The organism is Pseudomonas sp. NPDC087342 (assembly GCF_044744265.1).
Classification (GTDB): domain Bacteria; phylum Pseudomonadota; class Gammaproteobacteria; order Pseudomonadales; family Pseudomonadaceae; genus Aquipseudomonas; species Aquipseudomonas nunensis.
Genome location: NZ_JBIUXZ010000016.1, coordinates 1 through 22,518, shown reverse-complemented (window position 1 = coordinate 22,518; position 22,518 = coordinate 1). Strand labels below are relative to the sequence as shown.

Below are 22,518 nucleotides of genomic sequence, written 5' to 3'. Positions count from 1 at the left end.
ACATTGGATCTGTGTGGGTTTACTGAATCTCTTCAGGCTTCACGATCACCCAGTTTTTGTCCGCCGTCACCGGCAACCCTTCCTTGGCCTGGGCCGCTGCGTGCTTGGCCATCATGCCGTTAATCTGGGTCATGTATTTGTCTTTGCGGTTGACCCACAAGTGAATACCGCCCTTGGCCACGTCGACGCTGTGGAACAGCATGTAGCCGTCGCTGCTCGGGGTATCGCCGCCCACCAGCACCGGTTTTTTCCATTCATCGATGTAGGTCAGGATCGCCGCTTGCTTGCCGGCCATCCAGGTCGCTGGCGTCCACAGGTACGGGGTCAATTCGAGGTCGAGGTTGGCCTTCTCGTCATACTTGCCGGCGGTGATTTGCTTGCGCGCGGTGGTCAGTTCGCCAGTCTTGCGGTCCTTGAGCAGCGTGGTCACGCCGATCACGTTCTGCGGTTTGACGTTGTAGCCATACTTCGGATCGGCCGCGACCATGCGCACCAGTTCTTCGGAGGCGGCGGTCATCACGTAGACCTCGATGCCGTTCTCCATCAGTTTGTTGTACAGCTCGGCCTGGCCGGTGAAAACTTTCGGCGGCTGCACGTCGATGGTCTTGACCACATCGCCGTCGTAATAGGTGCTCGGCACTGGTTTGCCGGACGCCATCAGCTCGTCGACATAACCCTTGAGTTCTTTAAGCGTGAAGCCGGAGAACACTTGGGCGACCCATGGATAGCAAACCATGTCGTCGATTTCGCAGAGGCGGTAGTAGTAGCTGAACAGGCTTTCCTTGTGGTCGGCCGTGTCTTTGAACGGAATCAGTTTCAGGGAGGGATCGAGTTTCTCGCGGGTGATCAGGCCCTTGTTTTCCATGAACGGCAGCAACGACTCTTCGAGGTCGTAGCGGTAACTCGTGTTGTCCATGTCGAACACCGCGAAGTTACCCTTGTTGGCATTGGCCGCGATCATCGCGTCCAGCGCCTTGGCCTGATCGGCTGGCCAATGCTTCAAATCCGTGGCAAATACCTGGCCGGCGAGACCGAGGCAGAGTGCAGCAGCCAGCATTTTCGGTGCGAACTTCATCTGCATGCTTCCTTATAAAGAGACCTGATTCAAAGACATCGACGCTAACAAAAAACTGTGACAGTTCCCGTCTGCCCGCGACCGCTTGCATCCACATCGCGCCAGTTGCATCCCTGCCAGCGACACCGGCTTATTCCAAAAACGACAGTTCACCTCTGTTTTTGGTATTAATTCATTAGATATCAAGCTGTTAGGCTTGCCGGTTCGCAGTCACACAAGAAGGTGGCTGGCACAAGTCTATGGAGTCTTTATGAATCTGCCGCTGATTCTCAATCTGCTGGTGTTCCTCGCCCTGCTCTTTGGCCTGGCGCAAACCCGTCACACTTCTTGGAGCTTAGCCAAGAAAGTCCTGCTCGCGCTGGTATTGGGCGTGGTCTTCGGCGTGGCGTTGCACACGATTTACGGCGCCGGCAACCCGGTGCTGAAAGCGTCGATCGGCTGGTTCGATCTGGTCGGCAACGGCTACGTGCAGCTGCTGCAAATGATCGTGATCCCGCTGGTGTTCGCTTCGATCCTCAGCGCCGTGGCCCGTCTGCACAACGCGTCGTCCCTGGGCAAGATCAGCTTCCTGACCATCGGCACGCTGCTGTTCACCACCGCCATCGCGGCACTGATCGGCATCGGCCTGACCAACCTGTTCGGCCTGACCGCCGAAGGCCTGGTCGCCGGTACCCAGGAAATGGCGCGCCTGCAAACCATTCAGACCGACTATGCGGGCAAAGTCGCGGACCTGAATGTGCCGCAATTGCTGCTGTCGTTCATCCCGCAGAACCCGTTCGCCGACCTGGCGCGCGCCAAGCCGACCTCGATTATCAGCGTGGTGATCTTCGCCGCGTTCCTCGGGGTCGCCGCGTTGCAATTGCTGAAAGATGACGTCGAGAAAGGTCAGAAAGTGATCAACGCCATCGACACCCTGCAAGCCTGGGTGATGCGCCTGGTGCGTCTGGTGATGAAGCTGACCCCGTACGGCGTATTGGCGCTGATGACCAAAGTGGTCGCTGGCTCCAATCTGCAAGACATCATCAAGCTCGGCAGTTTCGTCGTGGTGTCGTACATCGGCCTCGGGCTGATGTTTGTGATCCACGGTGTGCTGGTGTCGGCAGCCGGGATTAATCCGCTGCGTTTCTTCCGCAAGATCTGGCCAGTGCTGACGTTCGCGTTCACCAGCCGCTCCAGCGCCGCGACCATTCCGCTGAGCATCGAAGCCCAGACCAGCCGTTTGGGCATCCCGCAATCCATCGCCAGTTTCGCCGCTTCGTTCGGCGCGACCATTGGCCAGAACGGCTGTGCCGGCCTGTACCCGGCAATGTTGGCGGTGATGGTGGCGCCGACCGTGGGCATTAACCCGCTCGATCCGCTGTGGATCGCGACGCTGGTGGCGATTGTGACCCTGAGTTCCGCCGGTGTGGCGGGCGTGGGTGGCGGCGCGACGTTTGCCGCGTTGATCGTGCTGCCGGCCATGGGCTTGCCGGTGTCACTGGTGGCGTTGCTGATTTCGGTTGAGCCGCTGATTGATATGGGCCGCACGGCCTTGAACGTCAGTGGGTCGATCACGGCGGGGGCGATTACCAGCCAGATCATGCAGCAGACGGATAAAGAGCTGCTGGATGCGGATGAGCATGCGGAGTTGGCTCAGGCTTAAGATTTTTAGCGACTGAGCGGGGCCCTTCGCGGGCAAGCCTCGCTCCTACAGGTTATGCGCCATTGCGCCAACCCTGTAGGAGCGAGGCTTGCCCGCGAAGCTTTTAAGCTTTTTCCCATACCTCAAAGTTGTACGCCGGCTTGTCATCCACCGCCGGATTCTCGATGTTGGACACCAGCTTCCACTGGCTCAAATCAAACTCCGGAAACCACGCATCCCCTTCCGGGCTCAGCGCAACCCGCGTCAAATACAGCCGATCGGCCTGTGCCAAGCCTTGGGCATACAGCTGCGCCCCGCCAATCAGCATCAACTCATCGACGCCCTGCTCTTTCGCCCAGGCTTCGGCGCGAACCACCGCAGCCTCCAGCGACGGATAAACCTCGGCGCCTTCCAGCACCAGATCCGCTTGACGGCTGACCACGATGTTCAAGCGGCCCGGCAGCGGACGGCCGAGGGAATCCCAGGTCTTGCGACCCATGATGATCGGCTTGCCCAGGGTGGTGGCCTTGAAGTATTTGAAGTCCCCCGGCAAGTGCCAGGGCATGCAGTTGTCGACGCCGATCACACGGTTTTCACCGAGGGCTGCGATCAGGCTGAGGGGGAGTGATTTAGTCATGCCGGCGAGGATACCAGAGCCTCCCTTTCCCCGATAAGCGCCACAGCGGTTATGCTCACCGTTCATTTGAGCGACGGGATGCCGCGTGACTGAACTGAATAACCTCTGGCTGACGGAAACCATTCGCCTGCGCGAAGAACACGCCGGCCCTCTGGACGATCTGGAAGCCAATCGACTGGCCCGCACCGCTGGCGGTGACCTGTCGAGCCGCATACAACGCCGGGCCCTGTGGCTGGCCGAACGCGACGGAATGACCAACGCCCTCAAACACTGGCTGCAAGGTGCGCGACTGGCGCTGCTGCTGCTCGCGATACTGGCCGTGGTCAGCGGCGCCGGACTGGCGTTTGCCGCACTCGGTGACGGACAGGTTTCGGTGAATGTGTTCTGGGCCTTGGGCAGTTTGCTCGGGTTGAACCTGATTCTGCTGCTGAGCTGGGCCTTGGGTCTGGTGTTCGCCGGTGAACACGGCGCCACCCTCGGACGGCTGTGGCTGTGGCTCAGCGAAAAACTCGCCCGTGACGCCAAAGCCGCGCAACTGGCCCCGGCCCTGTTGCTGTTGCTGCAACGGCACAAACTCAATCGCTGGGCGGTTGGTGTGCTGGTCAACAGCCTGTGGTTGCTGGCGATGCTCAGCGCGCTGGCGATTCTGCTGACGCTGATGGCGACCCGACGCTATGGCTTCGTCTGGGAAACAACCTTGCTCAGCGCTGACACCTTTGTCGCGATGACCCAAGCCCTCGGAGCCCTGCCGGCGCTGCTCGGCTTCAACGTGCCGACCGTGGAGATGATCCGCGCCAGCGGCGACACCGCGCTCAATATCGAAAGCGCTCGCCAGGCCTGGGCGACCTGGCTGGTCGGCGTGTTGGTGGTTTACGGCGTGCTGCCGCGCCTGCTGCTGGCGCTGTTTTGCCTGTGGCGCTGGAAAACCGGTCAGGCTGGATTGCGCCTGGACCTGAACCTGCCCGGCTATGCGCAATTGCGCGAGCGGCTGATGCCCACCAGCGAACGCCTGGGCATCAGCGATGCCGCTCCGGATCAGCTTCACCGCGTCGAAAGCGCCGTCAGTGATCTGCACAGCGAAGGCGCGCTGTTGGTGGCCATCGAACTGGACAATCAACGTCCATGGCCGCCGCCACTGCCAAAATCCGTGAGCGACGCCGGCATCCTCGACAGCCGCGAATCCCGCCATAAGCTCCTCGAACAACTCAGCCGCTTTCCCCCGGCACGCCTCGCCATAGCCTGCGATCCGCGCCGCTCGCCGGATCGCGGCAGCCTGGCGTTGATCGCCGAACTGGCGCGCAATGCCACGGCCACCCGGATCTGGCTGCTGCAAGCGCCGCCCGGCGAAGCGCTGGATGCTGCGCGTCTCGGCGATTGGCACGTGGCGCTGCAACAACTGGAACTGCCCTTCGCCGATTGCGCGCCGATGAACTGGCTGGAGACCGGTCATGATTAAGCCTTTGAAGCTCGCGGTCGTCGGCCACACCAACGTCGGCAAGACCTCGTTGCTGCGTACCCTGACCCGGGACGTCGGTTTCGGCGAAGTGTCCCACCGACCCAGCACCACGCGGCACGTTGAAGGTGCACGGTTGTCGGTGGACGGCGAGCCGCTGCTCGATCTCTACGACACGCCGGGCCTGGAAGACGCCATCGCCCTGCTCGACTACCTCGAACGCCTGGAACGTCCGGGCGAACGCCTCGATGGCCCGGCGCGGCTGACGCGGTTCCTTGAGGGCAGCGAAGCCCGGCAACGCTTCGAACAGGAAGCCAAGGTGCTGCGCCAACTGCTGGCCTCGGACGCCGGCCTGTATGTGATCGACGCCCGGGAACCGGTGCTGGCCAAGTACCGCGATGAACTGGAAGTGTTGGCCAGTTGCGGCAAACCATTGCTGCCGGTGCTGAATTTCGTCAGCAGCGCCAATCATCGCGAGCCGGATTGGCGTGAAGCGTTGGCGCGGTTGGGTTTGCACGCGCTGGTGCGCTTCGACAGCGTCGCCCCGCCGGAGGATGGCGAACGCCGACTGTATGAAAGCCTCGCGCTGCTGCTGGAAAATGCCCGTCCGCAACTGGAACGCCTGATCAACGATCAACAGGCCCAGCGACTGGCTCGCCAGCAAAGTGCGGCGCAGCTGATTGCGGAATTGTTGATCGACTGTGCCGCGTGCCGCCGCAGCGTGATCAGCGAGGCCGAACAGGAACAGCAAGCAATCAGCGAACTGCGCAAAGCCATGCGCCAACGGGAACAGCGTTGCGTCGAAGCCTTGCTCAAGCTCTATGCCTTCCGCCCCCAAGATGCTGCGGCCAGCGATTTGCCGCTGCTTGATGGGCGCTGGGGCGATGATCTGTTCAATCCAGAAACCCTCAAACAACTCGGGGTGCGGGTGGGCGGTGGTATTGCGGCGGGGGCGGCGGCCGGTGCTGGCGTGGACCTGCTGGTCGGCGGCCTGACCCTCGGCGTAGCGGCACTCGCCGGAGCGATTGCCGGCGGCGCGCTGCAAACCGCCCGCAGTTACGGCAGTCGCTTGCTGGGCAAGATCAAGGGTCAGCGCGAACTGACCGTCGATGACAGCGTGCTGCGGTTGTTGGCTTTGCGTCAGCGGCAGTTGGTGCAAGCCCTGAACCAGCGCGGGCATGCGGCGATGGACAGCATCCAGGTGGCCACGCCCCAGGACAAGACCTGGCGCGAAGGCAAGCTGCCTGAAGCGCTGAACAAGGCACGGGCGCACCCGCAGTGGTCGTCGCTGAATCCGCAGGCGAAATTGAGTCAGGCGGAACGGCAGGAGCAGGTTGAGGGGTTGGCGCAGCAGCTGTGAATTTTCGGTTTCTGGGTCGGCCTCTTCGCGGGCAAGCCTCGCTCCTACAAGGGGTGTGTCGGGCGCAACATTTGTGAACGACACAAACCCTGTAGGAGCGAGGCTTGCCCGCGAAAGCCACAACTCGGACTCGACGTTTACCCGCTACCAACCCACCTTCAAAAACTGCTTCACCAACGCCGTCACCCGACTCCGATCCGTGCGATCCGAACGCCCGTCATTGTCCACATCCGACGCCAGTATCAACTCCAGCCCACCATCGTTATCCAGATCCTGAGCCGCAGCCTTATAGACAATCACCGGCCCCTCACGAAAATGCAGATGCACGATTTCAGGTGTGCCGTCGCCAGAAAGATTCTGCGAGAAGATCCGCAGATAACGTTCCTCACCGTCTCCAGCATTGAACCACGCGCACTTCAGATAGCTTTTGCCAAACACCTTGAGCCGCCGAAGGTCAGCCTCCGTCGCCTCGCGCTGCAACTGGTCATCTTCATAAAACCGATAAAGCAACGTATCGGCCTTACCGTCCCCGTTTCGATCCTGGGCAATTACGTTCAAGTCACGCATCCATGCGTCTCCCTGCAAAAAACCCAGCATGAGCCCATGACGCAGTGCGATCCATGCAACGTTTCCCAAACCTGTGTGAGACGGTTCAGCACGCCACGCCAGACAAAAGCCCTAGCGCCTTGCGCTTCAAAATGTCGAGCTCCAGCACCGGCACCCACAGTTCCTTGGCCTGCTCATCCCACTGCCGCATACGCAAACTGACTGCACACAACGGATCGCGCTCGAACGCTTCGGCCTCCGCCGCCGTCATCACCCCGCCCTGATATTCCAGGGTTCGGCGGCTGGCTTCGCTGAGTCGCTCGTAGTACCCCGGCTCTTTCAGCGTCAGATAACGCTTGGCCTGCACGTGGTATTCCACCAGCCGCGCCATGCGTTCGCTGAAGCCGGCGCGGCGCAGGTAATCCGCGCCGAGGCGTTCATGGCTGACCACGCCGAAGCCGCCCATGTTCTCGGCGCTCTCGGCGCAGATATGTCCGATGTCGTGAAAGAACGCCGCCAGCACCACTTCATCGTCGTAGCCCTCGGCCATGGCCAATTCGGCGGCTTGGGACATGTGCTCGATTTGCGACACGGGTTCGCCGATGTAATCGCTGTCGCCAAAGCGCTCGTACAGGGCGAACACCTCGTCGACCACTCGCTCCACACTCGCCATCACACTTCTCCCAGCAACAGGGCGACGTTGCGCTCGGCCATCGCCGGGCCGACGCTCATGCCGACGCCGGTGTGCATCAGTGCCACGCTCACGCCGGGTTGCGGACGCAGGAACGAGAACGGTCCCGGCCCCTTCGAACCATAGACGCCCTGCCAACGCTCGATCACCTGAATCCGACAACCCAAGGTCTGCTCGGCCAGTTCGATCATCCAGTCGTCCACTTGCTCGGCGTTGAACGGCGACGGATCGCGGCCGTAATGGTGCGAGTCACCAATGATCAACTCGCCATAGGGCGTTGGGCTGATCAGCAGGTGAATGCCGTTGTCGTGCAGGTGCGGCGCATCGCGCAGGATTTGCGCCTGCACCGCTGCGGCTTCCGGCAGGTCGGCGAACGCCCCGTAATGCACGCAACTCAATCCGGTGAGCAACGCGTGTTGCAGATTCAAATTGATCTGCGGCCGGGCGCGGAGCATTTGCAGCCGGCAGATTTGCGGGTTGAGCTCGGCAATCGGCTCGGCCAGCAGGGTCTGATAATCGTGGCCGGAACAGACGATGATCTGCCCGGCGCTGAAGCTGCCGGCGGTGCTGTGCAAACGACCCGGTTCGATGTCGCGCACCAGAGTGGAGAAGTGAAACTCGACGCCGAGTTCGCGGCGCAGGTAGTCGATCAGCGCCGGAATCGCTTCGCGGGAATACAGTTGCTGATCGTCCACGCCGTGCAACGCGGCGCGGTGATGGCTGAACTGGCCGCCGTACAAATCCCGCAACGCGGCGCCGCGTAGCAGTTCAACGTTGTAGCTGTGCTCCACGGCGCGGCCGTTGCAAAAGGCTTGCAGCAGGTGTTCTTCGGCTTCGGTGCGGGCGAACAGGTATGAGCCGTTGCGCTTGAGGTGCAGGCCGGCGAGTTGTGCCCACTGGCCCCAGATCTCGCGGCTGGCCTTGGCCAGTTCGAGCATCGGGCCGGGTGGCTGGCCGGTGACCAGGGCCTGGCCGAAGTTGCGCACCGAGGCGCCCAACGGGGTTTCGCTGCGTTCGAAAACCGTGACCTTGAGGCCGTGTCTGGCGGCGGCGTAGGCGTGGGACAGGCCCAGGATGCCGGCGCCGACGATGAGCATGTCGTTGTGTTGTGTCATTTAAAGGTGTCCTGAATTCGAAGCCGCCTTCGCGGGCAAGCCTCGCTCCTACAGGTATTGCGCCGTTCGCATTTTTTCCATACGACACAAAACCTGTAGGAGCGAGGCTTGCCCGCGAAGAGGCCCGTCAGCCGATAGAGATCTTACTTGGCGACCACTTTCTCGGACTTACCGTCATAACGCTTACGCCACTCAGCCAAAATCTCGTCGCGATTCTTCGAAGCCCAGGCAAAGTCGTTCTTGATCAAACGCTGCTCGTAATCCGCCGGCAATTCGGTCTGCGGCTTGGCAATCCCTGGTTGCGCGAGGACCGCGAAGTTTTCTTTATAAAGCTCCATCGCCGCCGGGCTCGCGGAGAAGTCCGCGAGTTTTTTCGCCGCGTCTTCATGGGCCGTGCCCTTGATCACCGCAGTCGCTTCGATCTCCCAGCCCAGGCCTTCTTTCGGCAGGATGATGTCCAGCGGCGCGCCCTGGCGCTTCAGCTGTACGGCCGGGTATTCAAAGGAAATACCGATCGGGAACTCCCCGGACGCCGCGAGTTTGCAAGGCTTGGAACCAGAGTGAACGTACTGGCCGATGTTCTGGTGCAAGCCGTCCATGTAGGCCCAGCCCTGCTTCTCGCCGAAGGTTTGCAGCCAGGCGCTGACGTCGAGGAAACCGGTGCCGGACGAAGCCGGGTTGGGCATGACGATCTTGCCTTTGTACTCAGGCTTGGTCAGGTCTTGCCAGCTCACGGGTTTGGTCAGGCCCTGTTTCTCGGCTTCGACAGTGTTGAAGCAAATGGTCGCGGCCCACACGTCCATTCCGACCCAGGCTGGCGGGTTGGCGGCATCGCGGTAGTTGCCGCCGATCTTGCCCAGGTCCTTCGGCGCGTAGCTTTGCAGCATGCCTTGCTGATCGAGGATCGCCAGGCTCGACGCGGCCAGGCCCCACACGGCGTCGGCTTGTGGACGCTCTTTCTCGGCCAGCAGCTTGGCGGTGATGATCCCGGTGGAGTCACGCACCCACTTGATCTCGACGTCCGGGTTGGCCTTTTCGAAAGCGTCCTTATAGGTCTTCAGTTGTTCGGCTTCGAGAGCGGTGTACACCGTCAACTCGGTTTTCGCCGCGAAGGCGTTCAGGCTGAAAGCGGTGAGGACAGCAGCGGCCAGGGCCAGGGGCTTGAACATGATCTTTTCCTGTCTTTGAGTTGAGGGGCTTTCGGTTTTCAGGAGCAGCAAATCAATTGCCGGGCGCGGTCTGCCGCCAGGCCTGGGAGCGGCGCAGCAAACCGCGCGAGGCCCAGGCCAGCAGCAGGGACACGCCCGCCGAGGTGAACAGAATCAGGGTCGACATCGCCGCCGCGCCGCCAACGTTGCCGGCGTCGTCCATGTTCAGCACCGCCACCGCCGCGAGGATGGTGTCGGGGCTGTAGAGGAAGATCGCCGCCGAGACGGTGGTCATGGCCGAGACGAACAGGTAGCGCACGATGTCCAGCAGCGCCGGCAGGCAGATCGGCACGGTGACCCGCAGGTAATGCCGATACAACGGCGCCTTCAGCGACAGTGCGGCGGCTTCGAACTCGGCGTCGAGCTGGCGCAGCGCGGTGGTGGCGGTCATTTGCGCGGTGGTCAAATAGTGAGCAATGGTGCAGACCACCAGCAGGGTCATGGTCCCGTAGAGCACGTGCAGCGGGTTGCCGTTGAGGTTGAAGAAGAAGACATAACCCAGCCCCAGCACCAGACCCGGCACCGCCATCGGTACGAAACTGAGCATGCGCAGGGTCAGATTCAGTCCGCGTTGGCCCTTGGTTTTTTCCATCAGGTACGCGCCGGTAAAGATCAACACGCTACCGATCAGCGCCGTGCACAACGCCATCTTCACGCTGTTGCCATAGGCCAGCCAGCCGCCGCCAGCGGTGTCGTTGAACTGGTAATGGTTGAGCGACAGCGACAGGTTGTACGGCCAGAATTTCACCAGCGACGAGAACACCGCCATGCCGAACACCAGCAGCAACACCGCGCAGATCAGCAGCACGATGGCCAGGTAGCAACCGTCCCGCAGTTTCGACGGCGCCGGTTTGAACACTTGGGCCCGACCGCTCATGGAGTCGCCGTGACGCCGACGCAACCAGGCATCGACGCCGAAGCTGAACAGCGCCGGTAGCAGCAAAACCATGCCGATCAACGCGCCGCGACCAAACTGTTGCTGACCGACCACGGCTTTGTAGGCTTCCAGCGCCAGCACTTGATAGTCGCCGCCGACCACCACGGGCACGCCGAAGTCGGTGATGGTCAACGTGAATACCAGACAGAACGCCGCGAACACCGCCTGACGGGTCGCCGGCCAAGTGATGCTGCGAAAGGCTTTCGCCGGACTGGCGCCCATGCTCGACGCCGCGTCGAACAGCCGCGCATCCGCCAAGGAAAGCGCCGACAGCAAAATCATCAAAGCGTGTGGGAAGGTGTAGATCACCTCACCGAGCACAATGCCCCAGAAGCCGTAGATATTGTCCGAGAGCAACCCACGCAACATGCCCTGGTTGCCGAACAGGTAAACCAGCGCGATCCCCGGCAGCATCGACGGCGCCATCAGTGGCAACAGCGACATGCCGCGCCAGATGCCTTTGCCGGGGATCAACGTGCGTTGCAGGGCGTAGGCAAACAGGTAGGCCAGCGGTACGACAATGGCTGCAACGCTGAGGGAAACTTTCAGGCTATTGCCGAGCAACCAGTGGAAATTCTCGCTGGTCACCAATTCACGGGCGGCGACCAGACCACCACCCTGCCCGGCTTCGGAGCTGAAGCCGCGCCAAAAGATCGCCAGCAACGGCATCAACACTGCGATGCCGAGCAACACGAGCAACAGCACTTTGCCGCCGACCACAAACACCCGGTCGCCGATCTCGGCACGGGAGGTCTGCCGAACCTGCTTGTGCGGTATCGGCAGCGCGAGGTTCGCGCTCATCAGGCAAACACCTGCAGGCTGCGTGGCGGCAAGGCGACCATGATCTGCTGCGCGCCGAGGCGTGGCATCGCTTCCGGCGCCAGTTCCGCGAGCAAGGCATGGCCCGGCAGTTGATCGAGTTCGAAGCTCATGCGGCAACGGTTGCCGAGGAAGGTGATCTCGCGAACCTTGGCCGGGAACAGGTTTTCTTCATGCACCGGCGGGTTGACGTTGATCGCTTCCGGGCGGCAGAACAAACGGCCGGACGCGGTTTTCGCGCTACCGTCGGCCAGGCGCATGTTCATCCCGCCGACCTGGGCATGGCTGTCGCTGCTGCGACGGAACGGTAGCCAGTTGCCTTGGCCGACAAACTCCGCCACAAACGGCGTGGCCGGGCGATCGTAGATTTCCTGCGGCGTGGCGTACTGCTCGACCTTGCCGTTGTTCATCACGGCGATGCGGTCGGCCATCAACATTGCTTCGTCCTGATTGTGCGTGACCATCAGGGTGGTGATGCCGAGGTTGCGCTGCAATTGGCGCAGCTCGGTGCACAAGTGCTCGCGAACCCGGGCGTCGAGGGCAGACATCGGTTCATCCAGCAGCAACAACGATGGCGCCGGGGCCAGGGCGCGGGCCAGGGCGACGCGTTGCTGCTGGCCGCCGGACAATTGGCCGGGGTACTTTTTCTCACTGCCGATCAGGCCGACCAGTTCCAGCATCTGCCCTACACGCTTGCGCACTTCATCGCGACCACTGCCGGCGAGGCCGTAGGCAATGTTCGCTTCGACGGTGAGATTGGGGAACAGCGCGTAGGACTGGAACAGAATGCCGTAGTCCCGGGCTTGCGGCGCCAGGTGGGAAACGTCGCGCTCGCCGAGGTACAACTCGCCGCTGTCCTGCTTCTCCAGACCGGCGATGCAGCGCAGCAAGGTGGTTTTGCCACAACCCGACGGGCCGAGCAGACACACCAGCTCACCGGCCGCGACGTCGAGGGAGACGTTATCCAGCGCAGTGAAAGCGCCGAAGCGTTTCTGCACGCCACGCACCTTCATGGGCGCGCCGGGGTTGGTCAGGGCAGTTGCGATCGAGTGGTTCATGGACAGACCTCATCAAGCAGATGAGGGTCATCCTAGGTTTGTAATGCGTCGGTCATGTGGCAGTGAGGCAAAAACGGTTGATAGTGGTATTCGGGGATTTGGGTTGGGTTATGTGTTGTCTGGTCTGGCGCCTTCGCGGGCAAGCCTCGCTCCTACAGGGGAATGCGATCAACCTGTAGGAGCGAGGCTTGCCCGCGAAGAGGCCCGCACAGTCACCGCAAATCTCAGGCCGGGGCCATTTCCTGCGCCAACCCCAGAAACGCCGCCGGCAACCGCGCGCCTTTGCGTTCCTTCAGGCAATACAGGTATTCCGGAATCTGCGGTGCATTCTCGATGGTCAGCACCCGCAACTGCGGATCATGGGGCACTTCCTGCCGGGCAATGATGCTGATCCCGATGTTGCGCAGCACCGCTTCGCGAATCGATTCACGACTGCCAATCTCCAGCAACGGCCCGAAACTCACGCCCGCACTGGCCAGCAATTCTTCAGTCAACCGCCGAGTGGTCGAGCCCGATTCGCGCATCAACAACGTATGCCCGGCCAACGCGCTCAGCGGCACATGGTCGTGCACCGCCAACGGATGATTGCGATGCACCGCCAGCACCAGCGGATCGCTGCCGAGTACCCGGCGGATCAGCCGTGCATCGTCGAGCAATTGCGAAGACGCGGCGACATCGACCCGGTAATCCTCCAGCGCTTCGAGCACTTGCTGGGAGTTGCCGATTTCGACCGACACTTCCACCTGCGGCAGACGCTCGCGGAAGGTCTTCACCAGATCGAGGATGTAATACGGCGCCGTAGCGGCAATGCGCAACGTGCCTTGGACCTGGCCGCTGTTGCGCAGGAAAAACTCGATATCGGCTTCCTGCTGCAACAGCGTCTTGACCATCGGCAGCAGCCGCGCACCTTCATCACTGACGCTGAGACGGCGGCCGCCACGGTAGAACAGTTCAACCGAGTACTGGCTTTCCAGATTGCGAATCTGCGTGGTCACGGTGGGCTGGCTCAAGCCGAGTTTCTTCGCCGCCAGGGTGATGCTGCCCAGGCGGGCTACCATGTAAAACGCCTTCAGCTCGGCACTCAGCACACCCGTTCCTCATCGCTTATTTGCGCAACAGGCGCAAACCGTTGAACACCACCAACAGGCTCACGCCCATGTCGGCGAACACCGCCATCCACATGGTGGCGATCCCGGCGAAGGTTACCCCAAGAAAGATCACCTTGATGACCAAAGCGAGAGCGATGTTCTGCTTGAGGATGCTCGAGGTCTGGCGCGACAAGCGAATGAAGGTCGGGATCTTGCGCAGATCGTCGTCCATCAGGGCCACATCAGCGGTCTCGATGGCGGTATCGGTACCGGCGGCTGCCATTGCAAAGCCGATTTCTGCCCGCGCCAGTGCAGGAGCGTCGTTGATACCGTCGCCGACCATGCCGACGTTATGACCTTTCGCATAAAGCGCTTCGATGGCTTGCAGTTTGTCGGTCGGCAACAGGTCGCCCTTGGCCTCGTCGATGCCGACCTGCGCAGCAATCGCCTGGGCGGTGTGGACGTTGTCGCCGGTGAGCATCAGGGTTTTGATGCCCAAGTCGTGAAGCTGCTGGATCGCTTCGCGACTGGACTCTTTGACCGTGTCGGCCACGGCGAACAGCGCCAGCGGACCGGACTTGTCGAGCAGCAACACCACGGATTTGCCCTGTTTCTCCAGGGCGAACAGCTTCTCTTCCAACTCGGGCGAGCACAGGTTCAGCTCTTCAACCAGGCGATGGTTGCCCAAGTGGTAGACCTGGCCGTTGATCTCGCCGCGCACACCGCGACCTGCCAGGGCTTCGAAGTTATCCACAACCAGCGGCGCAAATTGTTTATCCACAGCCGCGTTGGCGATGGCCAGCGACACCGGGTGATCGGAGCGACCGGCCAGCGCCGCCGCAATCGCGGGCGCCGTTGCGTCGGCGGTTGGGTCGAGTGACAGATAATCGGTTTGCACCGGTTTGCCGTGGGTGATGGTGCCGGTTTTGTCCAGGGCCAGGTAATCGAGCTTGTAACCGCCCTCCAGATAGACGCCGCCCTTGACCAGAATGCCTTTGCGCGCCGCCGCAGCGAGGCCGCTGACGATGGTCACCGGGGTGGAAATCACCAGCGCACATGGGCAGGCGACCACCAGCAACACGAGCGCCCGGTAGATCCAGTCGAACCATACGGCGCCCATGAACAGCGGTGGAATCACGGCAATTGCCAAGGCCAGCACGAACACCGCTGGGGTGTAGATTTTCGAGAACTGGTCAACGAAGCGCTGGGTCGGTGCCCGTGCGCCTTGGGCCTGTTCCACCGCATGGATAATCCGCGCCAGCGTCGAGTTGTTCGCCGCAGCGGTCACGCTGTATTCCAGCGAGCCCGCCTGGTTGATGGTGCCAGCGAAGACTTTATCGCCCACGGTCTTCTCGATCGGCAGGCTTTCGCCGGTGATCGGTGCCTGATCGATGGTGGATGTACCGGACACGACTTCGCCGTCAAGGCCGATCCGCTCGCCCGGGCGCACACGCACTCGGGCGCCTAGTTCGATGCTTTTGACCTCCTGTTCGACCCAACTGCCGTCAGCCTGCTGCACCGTGGCCTGTTCCGGGGTCATCTGCATCAGCCCACCGATGGCGTTGCGTGCGCGGTCCAGGGATTTGGCTTCGATCAGCTCGGCCACGGTGAACAAGAACATCACCATCGCCGCTTCCGGCCACTGCCCGATCAGGATCGCGCCCGTCACCGCGATGCTCATCAGCGCGTTGATGTTCAGGTTGAGGTTCTTGAGGGCGATCCAGCCTTTCTTGTAGGTAGTCAGGCCACCGCTGAGGATCGAAATCAGCGCGATGATTGCCACCACCCAGTTCGGCGCGGCGTTGGTGAAGTGGATCACTTCGGCGGCGAGCGCACCGACGCCGGACAGCGCCAAGGGCCACCAGTGTTTTTTCTCGGCGACGGGCGCAGGAGCTTCAACGCCCTGCTCCAAAGGCTCGGCCACCATGCCCAGCGACTTGATCGCCTCGATGATCGGCGCCGTGCTCGGCAGGTCATGGGTCACGCCCAACACCCGGTTGATCAGGTTGAATTCCAGCTGCTGCACACCCGTCAGCTTGCCCAGTTTGTTCTGGATCAGCGTCTGCTCGGTCGGGCAATCCATGGCGTCGATGCGGAAACTGCTCAGCCGCGCACCGTCGGTCGGCTTGTCGCTCAACTTGATCAGCGACGGCGCCGCCACTTTCGAAGCACAGCAGGAATCCCCATGACCGCCGTGGTCATGCTTCTTCTGCACAGGCTGCAGCTTGTGGCTGTGATCAGCATGATCGTGCCCGTCTTCGGGCTTGTGGGTGTGAAGGGAATCGCTCATCGGGTTGCGTCCGTAAAGGTGCCTGTTGCCAAGTAAAGACCCTGTAGCCACTATAGGGTCAAGCAACCTTTTGGAGATTGTCGCGATGAAGATCGGAGAACTGGCCAAACTGACCGACTGCGCCGTGGAAACCATCCGCTATTACGAGCGCGAAAGCCTGCTGCCAGAGCCAGCCCGCAGCGATGGCAACTACCGCGTCTACACCCAGGCCCACGCCGAGCGCCTGACGTTTATCCGCAACTGCCGCACCCTCGACATGACGCTCGAAGAAATCCGCAGCTTGCTGACCCTGCGCGACAGCCCACAGGACCAGTGCCAAAGCGTCAACGCGCTGATCGACGAACACATCCACCACGTCAAGGCGCGGATCGATGGTTTGCTGGCCTTGCAGACACAACTGCTCGACCTGCGCCAACGCTGTGGCGAAGGACCGGATATCGATCAATGCGGGATTTTGCAGCGTTTGGAAGTGAGCGGCGGGGTTGTGGCGACGGAGGTTGAGCATTCCCATGTCGGTAGAAGTCATGGGCATTGAGAACACCCTGGAACAAATGTGGGAGCGAGCTTGCTCGCGATGAGTCCATCACATTCAACATCTATGTTGACTGTCAGGCCGCTATCGCGAGCAAGCTCGCTCCCACAGGGTCTTTGATCGTTTATTAAACCGCCATCGGCGCGGTCATCGGCGCGTGGTGCTGATAACCCTCAAGCGAGAAATCGCTCGGTTCGATCAACTCCAGCCATTCCGGCTGATAAACACCGGTCTTGGCAAACTCAGGCACACGTTCACTGATCACCAGTTTCGGCATCGGGAACGGCTCGCGGGTGAGCTGTTCATTCAGCATGTCCAAATGGTTTTCGTAAACGTGCGCATCACCGATGAAATAGGTGAACCAGCGCGGCGTGTAGCCGGTCAGGCGCCCGATCAGGCTCAGCAGCGCGGCGCCTTCGGTGAGGTTGAACGGCGTGCCCAGGCCCAGGTCGTTGGAGCGGATGTAGAGGGTCAAAGAAATCTCTTTGGTCTCGACATTCGGATGGAACTGGTACAGCAGATGGCACGGCGGCAGGGCCATTTCATCGAGTTGCGCGACGTTCCAGCCGTGGAACAGGATGCGGCGGCTGCCCGGGTCCTTGATGATGGTGTCGACGCATTGGCGGATCTGGTCGATCGCCTTGTACAGCACCACATAGGCCTGGCCGTCTTCTTCGCCTTCAGCGATCTGGCGATAGCCTTGGCTCAAAGTCTGCTCGATGGCGGCTTTATTGCTGACCGGGATCTGCTTGTACGCAGGCCATTTGCGCCATTGCACACCGTAGATCTCGCCGAGGTCGTCTTCACCCTGACGGAAAGGGTTGGCCAGCCACTGCGCGTTTTCGTTGGCGTTCTGGTCCCAGACCTTGCAGCCCAGGGCACGGAATTCAGCGGCGTTGTTCACGCCACGCAGGAAACCGCACATCTCGCCGATGGCCGATTTGAAGGCCATCTTGCGCGTAGTGATCGCCGGGAAGCCTTCCTTCAGGTCATAACGCAGCATCGCGCCAGGGAAGCTGATGGTGTTGACGCCGGTGCGGTTGGCTTGCTTGGTGCCGTTCTTGATGACGTGGGCCACCAGATCAAGATATTGCTTCATGAGTTACCTGTGTCCTTGAACCCGGGAGCCGTCGCCCCCGGGATTCGAATTTATACCGCCGCCGCTGGCGCCGCCGGAGCGCGATGATACGCCAGCCAGATCAGGAACAGACCGGCGAGCACCATCGGTACGCACAGCACCTGACCCATGGTCAGCCAGCCCCAGGCCAGATAGCCCAGTTGCGCGTCCGGTACGCGGACGAATTCGACGATGAAACGGAAGATGCCGTAGAACAGAGTGAACATGCCGGACACTGCCATGGTCGGCCGCGGCTTGCGCGAGAACAGCCACAAGATCAGGAACAGCGCGACGCCTTCCAACGCAAACTGATACAGCTGCGACGGGTGACGCGGCAACTGCGACGGATCGCTGAACGGCGGGAAGATCATCGCCCACGGCACGTCGGTCGGCTTGCCCCACAATTCGGCGTTGATGAAGTTGCCGATACGCCCGGCACCCAGGCCGATCGGCACCATCGGTGCGACGAAGTCCATCAACTGGAAGAACGACTTGTTGTTCTTTTTACCGAACCACAACGCCGCCAGCATCACACCGATAAACCCGCCGTGGAACGACATGCCGCCCTTCCACACTTCGAAAATCAGCGTCGGGTTGGCCAGATACGCACTCAGATCGTAGAACAACACGTAGCCCAGGCGGCCGCCGACAATGACCCCCATCGACATCCAGAAGACCATGTCGGAGAGTTTCTCCTTGGTCCAGGTCGGGTCGAAGCGGTTCAGCCGACGGGAGGCCAGCAGCCAGGCGCCGCCGATGCCGATCAGGTACATCAGACCGTACCAGTGGATTTTCAGCGGACCGATGGCCAGGGCCACCGGGTCGATCTGCGGGTAAGGCAGCATTGCGACTCCTCGTTAGAGTTGAAACCTTCAAAATTCCCGGGGGACGCTGCCACCTCAGGATTAAGCCAGGATTGCGGTTGCGTCAGAGCAGGAAATTCAGCCCCACGCAGAACAGCAAAGCGGCGAACAGTCTTTTGAGCAAGCGCGGCGACAAGTTGTGCGCCAGTCGCGCACCGAAGCGGGCGAAGAACATGCTGGTCAAGGCGATCCCCAGCAACGCCGGCAAATAAACAAAACCCAGACTATGGGCCGGCAACAACGGATCGTGCCAGCCCAGAATCATGAAAAATAATGCACTGGACACGGCAATCGGCAAGCCGCAGGCCGATGAAGTCGCCACCGCTTGCTGCATCGGCACGCTGCGCCAGGTCAGGAACGGCACGGTCAGCGAGCCGCCGCCAATCCCGAAGATCGCCGAAGCCCAGCCAATCACACTGCCGGCTACGGTCAGACCGACTTTGCCCGGCACCGTTCGGCTGGCCTTGGGTTTGAAGTCCAATGCGAGCTGAACCGCAACGATCAGCGCGAATACCCCGATGATCTTCTGCAAATGCGGGCCGGAGATCGCCTCGGCGGTCAGCGCACCGAAACCGGCACCGATCAGAATGCCGAGGGTCATCCAGGCGAAAATCGGCCAACGCACGGCGCCACGGCGGTGATGCTCGCGGATCGCATTCACCGAAGTAAAAATGATTGTTGCCAGGGAAGTACCGACGGCCAGGTGCGTGAGGATCGACGGATCGAAGCCCTGCAGCTTGAAACTGAACACCAGCACCGGGACGATGATGATCCCGCCACCGACCCCGAACAGCCCGGCCAGCACACCTGCACAGGCGCCCAGCGCCAGATAGAGCAGAAATTCCATGGCCGTTGTTCCACACGTCGCGAAAATAGGAGCGGCATGGTAACGGATGCATGGCCTCCAGCTCTACTGGATGGCGATGGATGCGCGGGCAATGTCTGCGTAGAGTGAGCAAAAAACACACAAGGACCACCTTATGTGCCTGATTGTTTTCGCTTGGCGACCGGGACATGCCCAGCCGCTGATCGTGGCGGCCAACCGCGACGAATTCTATGCCCGGCCTACCCAGCCCCTGGCGCAATGGCCGCATGCGCCCCATGTGCATGCCGGTCGGGACCTGGAAGCGGGCGGCACCTGGCTGGGTGTCGGCGCCAACGGGCGCTTCGCGGCGCTGACCAATATCCGCGATCCTAATCAGCCACCGTCGCCTCGATCACGCGGTGAACTGGTGGCAGGTTTTTTAAGCGGCGAGAGGTCGATTGATGACTATTTAGCCGACGTTGTCAGCCGTTCACGGGAATATGCCGGGTTTAATCTGCTGGTGGGTAATTCCAACGAGCTGTGGCACTTCAATGCCAGGGACAGCGAGGCGGTGATGTTGGCGCCTGGGGTCTATGGGTTGTCGAACGCGGGGCTGGATACGCCGTGGCCGAAAGTGCTCAAGGCCAAGGCTGCGTTGAATGAACTGCTGGACGACCCGCAGCCCGAGGCATTGCTGGCGATTTTGCGTGACTCGCAGACGGCGCCGCTGACGGAGCTGCCGGACACCGGGGTGGGATTGGCTACCGAGACGTTGTTGTCGAGTGTGTTTATTGCCAGCCCGACGTATGGAACGCGGGCGAGTACCGCATTGATTGTCCGGGCGGACGGGTCGCGGCATATGGTCGAAAGGAGTTTCGGGCCGTATGGCGGGCATCTGGGGGAAGTGGAGTTGAGGATTTAGATATCTGGTGTATTTGAGGACGCCTTCGCGGGCAAGCCTCGCTCCTACAGGATTTGGGTGATCCTGTAGGAGCGAGGCTTGCCCGCGAAGAGGCCATCAGCCTTTCAGACGGTCTTGGCCGAAGCCGGATTAACCATCCGCGCCAACCCAAGGTTCTTCAGCGCCAATTGCAGCGAGCTGTGGATAACTTGCGGGTTGTCGATGGTCATCAGCTCAGCCAGCAATTCCTTGGCCATGCTCAAGTTGACCTGACGCAACATCCACTTCACCTTCGGCAAGTTGGTGGCGTTCATCGACAGGCTGTCGAAGCCCATCGCCATCAACAGCACTGCCGCTGCCGGGTCGCCGGCCATCTCGCCGCAGATACTCACTGGCTTGCCTTCGGCATGCGCGTCACGCACCACGTTCTGCAAGGCTTGCAGTACCGCCGGGTGCAGGTAGTCGTAGAGATCGGCCACCCGTGGGTTGTTGCGGTCCACGGCCAACAGATACTGGGTCAGGTCGTTGGAGCCGACCGACAGGAAGTCCACTTGCCGCGCCAGTTCCTTGGTCTGATAAACAGCCGCTGGAATCTCGATCATCACGCCAATCGGCGGCATCGGCACGTCGGTGCCTTCGTCGCGGACTTCGCCCCAGGCCCGGTGAATCAGGTGCAGGGCTTCTTCGAGTTCGTGAGTGCCGGAGATCATCGGCAGCAGGATTCGCAGGTTGTTTAGGCCTTCGCTGGCCTTGAGCATCGCGCGGGTCTGGACCAGGAAGATTTCCGGGTGGTCGAGGGTGACGCGAATACCGCGCCAGCCGAGGAACGGGTTGTCTTCCTTGATCGGGAAGTACGACAGCGACTTGTCACCGCCGATGTCCAGGCTGCGCATGGTCACCGGTTGCGGATGGAACGCGGCGAGCTGCTCGCGATAGATCGCCAGCTGCTCTTTTTCACTCGGGAAGCGCTGGTTGATCATGAACGGCACTTCGGTGCGGTACAGACCAACGCCCTCGGCGCCACGCTTCTGCGCTCGCGCCACGTCCGCCAGCAGGCCGGTGTTGACCCACAGCGGCATGCGGTGACCATCGAGGGTCACGCACGGCAAGTCGCGCAGGGAGTCGAGACCGAGCGCCAGCTGTTTCTCTTCTTCCACCACTTCGGCGAACTGCTTGCGCAGCACGTCGCTGGGGTTGGTGTAGACCTCGCCGCGATTACCATCGACGATCAATTCGATGCCGTCGACCTTGGCATACGGCAGGTCAACCAAGCCCATCACCGTCGGGATGCCCATCGCCCGAGCGAGGATCGCGACGTGGGAGTTGCCTGAACCGAGGACCGAAACCAGACCGACCAGCGTGCCTTCCGGCACCTCGCCGAGCATCGCCGGCGTCAGTTCTTCGCTGACCAGAATGGTTTTTTCCGGGTAGACCAGGTTCTGCTGACGCTCTTCCTGCAAGTAGGCGAGCAAACGGCGGCCAAGGTCCTTGACGTCCGAGGCGCGCTCACGCAGGTAGGCATCGTCCATCAACTCGAAGCGATTGACGTGATCGGTCACGACTTGGCGCAACGCGCCCTGGGCCCACTGGCCAGTCTTGATCACGGTGGTGACTTCGCTGCCCAGCGCGGCATCGTCGAGCATCATCAGGTAGACGTCGAACAGCGCGCGCTCTTCCGGGCGCAGCTGGGTCGCCAGTTTGGCCGACAGCGCGCGCATGTCGGCGCGCACGCCTTCGATGGCGGTCTTGAACAACGCCAGTTCAGCGTCGATGTCGGTGATGGTCTTGTCCGGCACCACGTCCAGGTCGGCGGGCGGCAACATGACCACGGCCGTACCGACCGCCGCACCCGGCGAACCCGGTACGCCGACGAACTTGGCTTCCTGGATGCCTTTGCCCTGGCGGCCCAGGCCACGGATCGAACCGGTGGCCTCGGCGTGGGCGATAACGCCGGCCAGTTGCGCGCTCATGGTCACGAGGAAGGCTTCTTCACCTTCATCGAACTGGCGGCGTTCTTTTTGCTGAATGACCAACACGCCGACGACGCGACGGTGGTGAATGATCGGCGCCCCGAGGAATGAGGCGTAGCGTTCTTCACCGGTCTCGGCGAAGTAACGGTAGCGCGGGTGATCCGCGGCGTTTTCGAGGTTCAGGGGTTCTTCACGCGTGCCGACCAGGCCAACCAGACCTTCGTTGGGTGCCATGCTGACTTTGCCGATCGAGCGCTTGTTCAAGCCCTGGGTGGCCATCAGCACGAAGCGGTTGGTTTCCGGGTCAAGCAGGTAGACCGAGCAGACCTGGCTGCCCATGGCCTCTTTGACGCGCAACACAATAATCCCCAACGCCGCCTTGAGATCCTTGGCGGAGTTAACTACAAGTAAGATCTAGCGCCGCCTATTCAG

The 22,518-nt window shown here is 61.4% G+C and carries 19 protein-coding genes; 5 read left to right on the top strand and 14 right to left on the bottom strand.

The window, feature by feature from the left end:
• Positions 1-19: 19 nt before the first annotated feature.
• On the bottom strand, positions 20-1,075 hold the full coding sequence (locus ACIOYV_RS24005) for a hypothetical protein (protein ID WP_054616946.1): 1,056 nt from the start codon (positions 1,073-1,075) through the stop codon (positions 20-22).
• A 250-nt stretch (positions 1,076-1,325) separates the two neighbouring features.
• On the opposite strand from ACIOYV_RS24005, the gene ACIOYV_RS24000 reads away from it, so the two are divergent.
• Positions 1,326-2,717 carry an L-cystine transporter gene (locus ACIOYV_RS24000; RefSeq protein WP_054616947.1) on the top strand — a complete coding sequence of 464 codons (1,392 nt, stop codon included), beginning with the start codon at positions 1,326-1,328 and terminating at the stop codon, positions 2,715-2,717.
• 103 nt (positions 2,718-2,820) lie between these two features.
• On the opposite strand, the gene ACIOYV_RS23995 is transcribed toward ACIOYV_RS24000, so the two are convergent.
• Positions 2,821-3,333 carry a dihydrofolate reductase gene (locus ACIOYV_RS23995; protein ID WP_401327604.1) on the bottom strand — a complete coding sequence of 171 codons (513 nt, stop codon included), beginning with the start codon at positions 3,331-3,333 and terminating at the stop codon, positions 2,821-2,823.
• 85 nt (positions 3,334-3,418) lie between these two features.
• Here ACIOYV_RS23995 and ACIOYV_RS23990 point away from each other — a divergent pair, with 85 nt between their 5' ends.
• On the top strand, positions 3,419-4,789 hold the full coding sequence (locus ACIOYV_RS23990; protein ID WP_401327601.1) for a DUF2868 domain-containing protein: 1,371 nt from the start codon (positions 3,419-3,421) through the stop codon (positions 4,787-4,789).
• Positions 4,782-6,146 carry a GTPase/DUF3482 domain-containing protein gene (locus ACIOYV_RS23985; RefSeq protein WP_401327598.1) on the top strand — a complete coding sequence of 455 codons (1,365 nt, stop codon included), beginning with the start codon at positions 4,782-4,784 and terminating at the stop codon, positions 6,144-6,146. Before ACIOYV_RS23990 ends, ACIOYV_RS23985 begins: the two co-directional genes overlap by 8 nt.
• A 144-nt stretch (positions 6,147-6,290) precedes the next feature.
• On the opposite strand, the gene ACIOYV_RS23980 is transcribed toward ACIOYV_RS23985, so the two are convergent.
• The 8 genes from ACIOYV_RS23980 to ACIOYV_RS23945 form a co-directional block, all read right to left on the bottom strand.
• Positions 6,291-6,713, bottom strand: coding sequence for a hypothetical protein (locus ACIOYV_RS23980; protein WP_401327595.1), 423 nt, complete (start codon positions 6,711-6,713; stop codon positions 6,291-6,293).
• Positions 6,714-6,798: 85 nt separating this feature from the next.
• Positions 6,799-7,365, bottom strand: coding sequence for a phosphonate degradation HD-domain oxygenase (locus ACIOYV_RS23975; protein ID WP_401327592.1), 567 nt, complete (start codon positions 7,363-7,365; stop codon positions 6,799-6,801).
• Positions 7,365-8,498 (bottom strand): TIGR03364 family FAD-dependent oxidoreductase, encoded by a 1,134-nt coding sequence (locus tag ACIOYV_RS23970; protein ID WP_401327589.1) that lies wholly within the window; start codon positions 8,496-8,498, stop codon positions 7,365-7,367. Before ACIOYV_RS23970 ends, ACIOYV_RS23975 begins: the two co-directional genes overlap by 1 nt.
• A gap of 143 nt (positions 8,499-8,641) precedes the next feature.
• On the bottom strand, positions 8,642-9,667 hold the full coding sequence (locus ACIOYV_RS23965) for a putative 2-aminoethylphosphonate ABC transporter substrate-binding protein (RefSeq protein WP_054044493.1): 1,026 nt from the start codon (positions 9,665-9,667) through the stop codon (positions 8,642-8,644).
• 52 nt (positions 9,668-9,719) lie between these two features.
• On the bottom strand, positions 9,720-11,444 hold the full coding sequence (locus tag ACIOYV_RS23960; RefSeq protein WP_401327586.1) for a putative 2-aminoethylphosphonate ABC transporter permease subunit: 1,725 nt from the start codon (positions 11,442-11,444) through the stop codon (positions 9,720-9,722).
• Complete coding sequence (locus ACIOYV_RS23955) at positions 11,444-12,520, bottom strand: putative 2-aminoethylphosphonate ABC transporter ATP-binding protein (protein ID WP_163910854.1); 1,077 nt, start codon at positions 12,518-12,520, stop codon at positions 11,444-11,446. Before ACIOYV_RS23955 ends, ACIOYV_RS23960 begins: the two co-directional genes overlap by 1 nt.
• 224 nt (positions 12,521-12,744) lie before the next feature.
• Positions 12,745-13,608, bottom strand: coding sequence for a LysR family transcriptional regulator (locus ACIOYV_RS23950; protein WP_008026094.1), 864 nt, complete (start codon positions 13,606-13,608; stop codon positions 12,745-12,747).
• A 16-nt stretch (positions 13,609-13,624) separates the two neighbouring features.
• Positions 13,625-15,898: a heavy metal translocating P-type ATPase gene (locus tag ACIOYV_RS23945; protein ID WP_401327582.1), complete on the bottom strand. Its 2,274-nt coding sequence runs from the start codon at positions 15,896-15,898 to the stop codon at positions 13,625-13,627.
• Positions 15,899-15,983: 85 nt separating this feature from the next.
• Here ACIOYV_RS23945 and cadR point away from each other — a divergent pair, with 85 nt between their 5' ends.
• Positions 15,984-16,433 carry a Cd(II)/Pb(II)-responsive transcriptional regulator gene (gene cadR / locus ACIOYV_RS23940; protein WP_054044502.1) on the top strand — a complete coding sequence of 150 codons (450 nt, stop codon included), beginning with the start codon at positions 15,984-15,986 and terminating at the stop codon, positions 16,431-16,433.
• A 124-nt stretch (positions 16,434-16,557) separates the two neighbouring features.
• On the opposite strand, the gene ACIOYV_RS23935 is transcribed toward cadR, so the two are convergent.
• From ACIOYV_RS23935 to ACIOYV_RS23925, 3 genes are all read right to left on the bottom strand, one after another.
• Positions 16,558-17,529, bottom strand: a complete 972-nt coding sequence (locus ACIOYV_RS23935; RefSeq protein ID WP_054616962.1) for a thymidylate synthase — start codon at positions 17,527-17,529, stop codon at positions 16,558-16,560.
• A gap of 50 nt (positions 17,530-17,579) precedes the next feature.
• Positions 17,580-18,392: a prolipoprotein diacylglyceryl transferase gene (lgt, locus tag ACIOYV_RS23930; protein WP_054044504.1), complete on the bottom strand. Its 813-nt coding sequence runs from the start codon at positions 18,390-18,392 to the stop codon at positions 17,580-17,582.
• An 82-nt stretch (positions 18,393-18,474) separates the two neighbouring features.
• Entirely contained in the window at positions 18,475-19,257 is a 783-nt protein-coding gene (locus ACIOYV_RS23925; RefSeq protein WP_054044506.1) for a sulfite exporter TauE/SafE family protein, read from the bottom strand.
• Between the two features lie 133 nt (positions 19,258-19,390).
• On the opposite strand from ACIOYV_RS23925, the gene ACIOYV_RS23920 reads away from it, so the two are divergent.
• Positions 19,391-20,137, top strand: coding sequence for an NRDE family protein (locus ACIOYV_RS23920; RefSeq protein ID WP_401327577.1), 747 nt, complete (start codon positions 19,391-19,393; stop codon positions 20,135-20,137).
• A 104-nt stretch (positions 20,138-20,241) separates the two neighbouring features.
• Here ACIOYV_RS23920 and ptsP read toward each other — a convergent pair whose 3' ends face one another.
• Positions 20,242-22,500 carry a phosphoenolpyruvate--protein phosphotransferase gene (gene ptsP, locus ACIOYV_RS23915; protein ID WP_401327737.1) on the bottom strand — a complete coding sequence of 753 codons (2,259 nt, stop codon included), beginning with the start codon at positions 22,498-22,500 and terminating at the stop codon, positions 20,242-20,244.
• Positions 22,501-22,518: the final 18 nt, after the last annotated feature.

What these genes read in the sequence shown, in the direction of transcription:
- ACIOYV_RS23935 (WP_054616962.1), bottom strand. Translation starts at nt 17,529, where the DNA reads ATGAAGCAATATCTTGATCTGGTGGCCCACGTCATCAAGAACGGCACC.
- ACIOYV_RS23995 (WP_401327604.1), bottom strand. Translation starts at nt 3,333, where the DNA reads ATGACTAAATCACTCCCCCTCAGCCTGATCGCAGCCCTCGGTGAAAAC.
- ACIOYV_RS23960 (WP_401327586.1), bottom strand. Translation starts at nt 11,444, where the DNA reads ATGAGCGCGAACCTCGCGCTGCCGATACCGCACAAGCAGGTTCGGCAG.
- ACIOYV_RS23980 (WP_401327595.1), bottom strand. Translation starts at nt 6,713, where the DNA reads ATGCGTGACTTGAACGTAATTGCCCAGGATCGAAACGGGGACGGTAAG.
- ACIOYV_RS24005 (WP_054616946.1), bottom strand. Translation starts at nt 1,075, where the DNA reads ATGAAGTTCGCACCGAAAATGCTGGCTGCTGCACTCTGCCTCGGTCTC.
- ACIOYV_RS24000 (WP_054616947.1), top strand. Translation starts at nt 1,326, where the DNA reads ATGAATCTGCCGCTGATTCTCAATCTGCTGGTGTTCCTCGCCCTGCTC.
- ACIOYV_RS23920 (WP_401327577.1), top strand. Translation starts at nt 19,391, where the DNA reads ATGTGCCTGATTGTTTTCGCTTGGCGACCGGGACATGCCCAGCCGCTG.
- ACIOYV_RS23970 (WP_401327589.1), bottom strand. Translation starts at nt 8,498, where the DNA reads ATGACACAACACAACGACATGCTCATCGTCGGCGCCGGCATCCTGGGC.
- ACIOYV_RS23975 (WP_401327592.1), bottom strand. Translation starts at nt 7,365, where the DNA reads ATGGCGAGTGTGGAGCGAGTGGTCGACGAGGTGTTCGCCCTGTACGAG.
- lgt (WP_054044504.1), bottom strand. Translation starts at nt 18,392, where the DNA reads ATGCTGCCTTACCCGCAGATCGACCCGGTGGCCCTGGCCATCGGTCCG.
- ACIOYV_RS23965 (WP_054044493.1), bottom strand. Translation starts at nt 9,667, where the DNA reads ATGTTCAAGCCCCTGGCCCTGGCCGCTGCTGTCCTCACCGCTTTCAGC.
- ACIOYV_RS23985 (WP_401327598.1), top strand. Translation starts at nt 4,782, where the DNA reads ATGATTAAGCCTTTGAAGCTCGCGGTCGTCGGCCACACCAACGTCGGC.
- ACIOYV_RS23945 (WP_401327582.1), bottom strand. Translation starts at nt 15,898, where the DNA reads ATGAGCGATTCCCTTCACACCCACAAGCCCGAAGACGGGCACGATCAT.
- ACIOYV_RS23955 (WP_163910854.1), bottom strand. Translation starts at nt 12,520, where the DNA reads ATGAACCACTCGATCGCAACTGCCCTGACCAACCCCGGCGCGCCCATG.
- ACIOYV_RS23925 (WP_054044506.1), bottom strand. Translation starts at nt 19,257, where the DNA reads ATGGAATTTCTGCTCTATCTGGCGCTGGGCGCCTGTGCAGGTGTGCTG.
- cadR (WP_054044502.1), top strand. Translation starts at nt 15,984, where the DNA reads ATGAAGATCGGAGAACTGGCCAAACTGACCGACTGCGCCGTGGAAACC.